Here is a 4,219-nt window from a genome sequence, read left to right as displayed (position 1 = left end):
CCGCCAATCCGGCCGCGTCGCTGTCGGTCGCCAAGAGCGCGCGTGCCGCCGCGCCGGCCGCCAAGTCGAGCAAGATCGGCGCCGCCGTGCCGGGCACGACGCTGATCAGCATCGGCATCCTGGCGGCGCTGACCGTCGGCGTGCTGGTCGCCACCGGCGGCGACGACGACAGCGACAGCAACTAAGCCTCGTTACCCCCGGGCGGCGCGCTCGCCGCCCGGACATTCCGCGCCGTCGGCGTCATTCGACGGTCAGCACGATCTTTCCGACATGGTCGCCCGCCTCCATCCGGCGGTGCGCGTCCGCCGCCTGGTCGAGCGGGAAGGTGCGGTCGATCACCGGCTTCAACCGGCCTTCGGCGACATGCGGCCAGACGGTACGCGCGATCTCGTCGGTGACCAGCGCCTTGAACCCCGCATCGCGCGCGCGCAGCGTCGATCCGGTCAGCGTCAGCCGCCGCCGCATGATCTCGAACAGCGGGACGGTCGCGTTCGCGCCACCCTGTACCGCGATCGACACGTGGCGCCCGTCGTCCGCCAGGCATTTCAGGTTGCGCGGCACGTAATCGCCGCCGACCATGTCGAGCACCGCCGCGCAGCCGCGCCCGCCGGTAATCTCCTTCACCCGCTCGACGAAATCCTCCATCTTGTAATTGATCGCATGATTCGCGCCCAGCGCGCGGGCGGCCCGGGCTTTGTCGTCCGATCCGACGGTGACGATGATCTCCAGCCCGAACAATCGCGACAGCGCGATCGCCATCGTGCCGATCCCCGACGTGCCGCCATGGACCAGCACGGTATCGCCCTCCACCGCGAAGGCGCGTTCGAACAGGTTGGTCCACACCGTGTACAGCGTCTCCGGCATGGCGGCGGCCTCCACCATCGTCAGCGCAGCGGGGACGGGCAGGCATTGCGCGGCGGGGGCGAGGACATAATCGGCATAGCCGCCGCCCCCGACCAGCGCGCAGACCCGCTGACCCAGCAGCGCCGGCTCGGCCCCGCTGCCCAATGCAACGACGGTGCCCGACACCTCCAGCCCGGGGATCGGGGGCGCCCCCGGCGGCGGCGGGTAGAGGCCGCGACGCTGCATCACGTCGGGGCGGTTCACCCCGGCGGCGGCGACGCGGATCAGCACCTCGTCCGCGTCGGCGACGGGGATCGGGCGCTCCACGACGCGCAAGACCTCCGGTCCGCCGACCGCTTCCGGATCGATCGCCCGCATCGTCTGTGGTCCGTCGCTCATCGCCTCGCCCGTCCCCCTCGTGCGGCTGGTCGATCGCCTTATTGACTTGGCGCCGCGGCCGGTCAACGTTCGTCATGTGGACCTGGACGACATCCTTGGACCGCGGCCCGACGACCCGCTGACCGCGCTGATTGCGCAGGATCTCGATCGCCTGTCGGTGGCCGAGCTGGAGGCGCGGGTGAAGGCGCTGGAGGCGGAGATCGCGCGCACCCGCCGCAAGATCGACGGCGCGGTCACCCACCGGGCCAGCGCCGACGCGCTGTTCAGGCGGTGAGCGTTTCCGCACCGACGCGGCGGTCCCGGCCGGCCGGCGGTGCGACATTCCCCGCGCCTGACCGGGGGGCGCTTGATGCGCGGCCCGTCGATCACGACATTCGTGTGAAAGGCGGCATGTCCCCTGCGTGCCGCCTGCTAGGAGTATCGTAATGCCTTCATTCGCCAGCGCCCTCGAGACCACGCTGCACAAGGCGCTCGAGGCCGCTTCCTCGCGCCGCCACGAATATGCGACGCTGGAACACCTGCTGCTCGCGCTCATCGATGACGAGCACGCCAGCCAGGTGATGACCGCGTGCGGGGTGGACACGGGCGAGCTGAAGACCACGGTCGCGCATTATCTCGACACCGAGCTGGGCGCGCTGAAGGTCGATGCCGCGACCGATCCGTCGCCGACCAGCGGTTTCCAGCGCGTGGTCCAGCGCGCGATCCTGCACGTCCAGTCGTCCGGCCGCGACGAGGTGACCGGCGCCAACGTGCTGGTCGCGCTGTTTTCCGAACGAGAAAGCTACGCGGTCTATTTCCTGCAGCAGCAGGACATGAGCCGGCTGGATGCGGTCAGCTATATCAGCCACGGCGTCGGCAAGGGAAATGCCACGCCCGAAGCGACGAGCGTGAAGGGCGCCGCCGAGGAGGAGAAGAAGGAAAAGGCCGAGGCGGGCGGCAAGAAGGGCGAAAGCGCGCTCAAGCAGTTCACCGTCGACCTCAACGAAAAGGCCAAGATCGGCAAGGTCGATCCGCTGATCGGGCGGTCGGCGGAGGTCGACCGCACGGTGCAGATCCTGTGCCGCCGGTCGAAGAACAACCCGCTGTACGTGGGCGATCCGGGCGTCGGCAAGACCGCGATCGCCGAGGGGCTGGCGCGCAAGATCGTTGAGGGCGACGTGCCCGACGTGCTGAAGCCCGCCGTCATCTATTCGCTCGACATGGGCGCGTTGTTGGCGGGCACCCGCTATCGCGGCGATTTCGAGGAGCGGCTGAAGGCGGTCGTCAACGAGCTGGAAAAGCTGCCCGACGCGGTGCTGTTCATCGACGAAATCCACACCGTCATCGGCGCAGGCGCGACCAGCGGCGGCGCGATGGACGCGTCGAACCTGCTCAAGCCGGCGCTGTCGGGCGGTACGATCCGCTGTATCGGATCGACCACCTACAAGGAGTTCCGCAACCACTTCGAGAAGGACCGCGCGCTGCTGCGCCGGTTCCAGAAGATCGACGTCAACGAACCGACGATCGAGGACACGATCAAGATCCTGGCGGGCCTGCGCTCCGCGTTCGAGGAGCATCACAGCGTCAAGTACACGCCCGATGCGATCAAGAGCGCGGTGGAACTGTCGGCGCGCTACATCAACGACCGCAAGCTGCCCGACAAGGCGATCGACGTGATCGACGAGGTGGGCGCGATGCAGATGCTGGTGCCGCCGTCGAAGCGCAAGAAGACGATCACCCCCAAGGAGATCGAGGCGGTGATCGCCACCATGGCGCGCATCCCCCCGAAAAGCGTGTCGACCGACGACAAGAAGCAGCTGGAGACGCTGGAAACCGACCTGAAGCGGGTCGTGTTCGGGCAGAATGTCGCGATCGAGAAGCTGGCGTCGGCGATCAAGCTGGCGCGTGCGGGGCTGCGCGAACCGGAAAAGCCGATCGGCAACTACCTGTTCACCGGCCCGACCGGCGTCGGCAAGACCGAGGTGGCCAAGCAATTGTCGACGATCCTGGGCATCCCGCTCCAGCGGTTCGACATGAGCGAATATATGGAGCGGCACTCGGTCAGCCGGCTGATCGGTGCGCCCCCGGGCTATGTCGGGTTCGACCAGGGCGGGCTGTTGACCGATGCGGTCGACCAGAACCCGCATTGCGTGCTGCTGCTCGACGAGATCGAGAAGGCGCATCCCGATCTGTTCAACATCCTGTTGCAGGTGATGGACAACGGCCGCCTGACCGACCAGCACGGCAAGACCGTCGATTTCCGCAACGTCATCCTCATCATGACGACCAATGCGGGCGCGTCCGACATGGCGCGCGAGACGGTCGGCTTCGGCAACCTGACTCGCGAGGGTGAGGACGAGCAGGCGGTGCAGCGGATGTTCACGCCGGAATTCCGCAACCGCCTCGATGCGATCGTGCCGTTCGGCTATCTGCCGACCGAGGTGGTCGCGCGCGTCGTCGACAAGTTCATCCTCCAGCTGGAGCTGCAGCTGGCCGACCGTGACGTCCATATCAAGCTGGATGAGGAGGCCAAGAAGTGGCTGACCGAGAAGGGCTATGACAAATTGTACGGCGCGCGCCCGATGGGGCGCCTGATCCAGGAGAAGATCAAGCAGCCGCTGGCCGAGGAACTGCTGTTCGGCAAGCTGGTGCACGGCGGCGAGGTGACCGTGCATCTGAAGGACGGCGCGCTCACCTTCGCGATCGAACCGGCCGCGCCGAAGAAGCCGGGCAAGAAGAAAGGTGGCAAGGCCGCGCCGGTCGAGGCCGGCTGACGCCCCCGGCGCCGACCGAAAGGCGCTGTTGACGAACGGGCCGGGTGCCGCACCCGGCCCGTTTTCTTTTGCGGTCATCTGCACGCGCGAAATTTCGCCGGTCATCCGGGTATTTACCTTCCCTTTGCCTCCGCGCTGCTAGGGGGCAGCGGATGGTGCCGCACCTGTTCCGTTCCTGGCTGGTCCTGCTTGCTGCGTTCGTGGCGGCTGGCGTCGCCATGGGC

At 67.6% G+C, this 4,219-nt stretch carries 4 protein-coding genes; 3 read left to right on the top strand and 1 reads right to left on the bottom strand.

Annotation, left to right across the window (positions count from 1 at the left end; genetic code table 11):
* Positions 1–185: hypothetical protein (locus AX685_RS22390; RefSeq protein ID WP_066486771.1), on the top strand; the 185-nt coding region annotated here is incomplete at its 5' end.
* 55 nt (positions 186–240) lie between these two features.
* Here the strand turns inward: AX685_RS22390 and AX685_RS06735 are convergent.
* Positions 241–1,242 (bottom strand): NAD(P)H-quinone oxidoreductase, encoded by a 1,002-nt coding sequence (locus tag AX685_RS06735; protein WP_231738648.1) that lies wholly within the window; start codon positions 1,240–1,242, stop codon positions 241–243.
* Positions 1,243–1,318: 76 nt separating this feature from the next.
* Between AX685_RS06735 and AX685_RS06730 the strand changes: the two genes are divergently transcribed.
* Together AX685_RS06730 and clpA are read left to right on the top strand one after the other, a co-directional pair.
* The gene (locus AX685_RS06730; RefSeq protein WP_066486774.1) at positions 1,319–1,516 is read left to right on the top strand and encodes a DUF1192 domain-containing protein; all 198 of its coding nucleotides are present in this window, start codon (positions 1,319–1,321) and stop codon (positions 1,514–1,516) included.
* Between the two features lie 151 nt (positions 1,517–1,667).
* On the top strand, positions 1,668–3,995 hold the full coding sequence (clpA, locus tag AX685_RS06725) for an ATP-dependent Clp protease ATP-binding subunit ClpA (protein ID WP_066486768.1): 2,328 nt from the start codon (positions 1,668–1,670) through the stop codon (positions 3,993–3,995).
* Positions 3,996–4,219 lie beyond the last annotated feature (224 nt).

The sequence above is a fragment of the Sphingomonas sp. CCH9-F2 genome (genome assembly GCF_001556735.1).
Taxonomy (GTDB): Bacteria; Pseudomonadota; Alphaproteobacteria; order Sphingomonadales; family Sphingomonadaceae; genus Sphingomonas; species Sphingomonas ginsenosidimutans.
The sequence above is the reverse complement of the archived record's forward strand: the minus strand, read 5'-3'. Positions and strand labels throughout refer to the sequence as shown.

Coding starts and splice junctions, on each gene's coding strand:
- AX685_RS06735 (WP_231738648.1), bottom strand. CDS start 1,242: ATGAGCGACGGACCACAGACGATGCGGGCGATCGATCCGGAAGCGGTC.
- clpA (WP_066486768.1), top strand. CDS start 1,668: ATGCCTTCATTCGCCAGCGCCCTCGAGACCACGCTGCACAAGGCGCTC.